1 protein-coding gene is annotated in these 1080 nt (G+C 73.1%); it reads left to right on the forward strand.

Annotated features, from left to right (window positions below; all coding sequences use genetic code 11):
• Nucleotides 1-906: PHB depolymerase family esterase (locus FV228_RS30600; protein ID WP_246694094.1), on the forward strand; the 906-nt coding region annotated here is incomplete at its 5' end.
• Nucleotides 907-1080: the final 174 nt, after the last annotated feature.

Below are 1080 nucleotides of genomic sequence, written 5' to 3' on the forward strand. Positions count from 1 at the left end.
GCCGGAGCCCCCGTGCAGCCCGGACGGCCCGCCGCCGCGACCGTGCCGGAGGGCGCCCGGTTCGAGGACAGAACCTTCACGGCCGCCGCAGGCAGCCGCCGCTACAAGGTGTTCGTGCCGAGCGGCTACACCGGCCAGGCGCTGCCCGTCCTCCTGATGCTGCACGGCTGCACCCAGAACCCGGACGACTTCGCCGCCGGGACGCGGATGAACCGCCTCGCCGAGGCGCAGACCTTCCTGGTCGCCTATCCGGAGCAGCCCCAGTCGGCGAACATGCAGCGCTGCTGGAACTGGTACGCCGTCGGCGACCAGGCCCGCGACGGCGGCGAGCCGGCCCTGCTCGCCGGCATCGCCCGGGCGGTGGTGGAGGAGTTTTCCGCCGACCCGGACCGGGTCTACGCCGCCGGTCTCTCGGCCGGTGGCGCCGCGGCGGCGATCCTGGCGGCGACCTATCCGGACCTGTTCGCGGCGGTGGGCGTCCATTCGGGCCTGGCCTGCGGCGCGGCCCGGGACGTCCCCTCGGCCTTCGCCGCCATGAAGGGGCAGGGGAGCGCCCCGGGACGCAACCGGCAGGCGGTCCCGACCATCGTGTTCCACGGCGACGTCGACCGCACCGTGCACCCGGCCAACGGCGATCAGGTGGTCGCCCAGGCCATGGCGGCCACGGGCCTCGCCGAGACGGTCGACCGCGGCACGAGCCCGGGGGGCGTGGCCTACACCCGAACCGTCCGCACGGACGCCACCGGCGGGACCCAGCTGGAATACTGGGTCCTGCACGGGGCCGGGCATGCCTGGTCGGGCGGCAGCCCGGACGGCTCGTTCACCGAGCCCCGCGGCCCGGATGCGAGCGCCGAGATAGTCCGGTTCTTCCTCGTCCACGCGCGGAAGGCGGGTGGCCGAGCCTGACCCTCAAGGCGGGCTGCGGTTCAGTCGGCCTCGGCCCCGTCCGGCGCCGCGTCCAGGATGTCGGGCGACGGGGCCGGCCGCGACAGGGCCGGCCCTGTCTCATAAACACAAAAGACCCTGCCCACGATCTACTCTGAGTAGAAAACCGAGGTCGCCGTATCATTAAAAAAAAAA

The organism is Methylobacterium sp. WL18, from assembly GCF_008040015.1.
GTDB lineage: Bacteria > Pseudomonadota > Alphaproteobacteria > Rhizobiales > Beijerinckiaceae > Methylobacterium > Methylobacterium mesophilicum.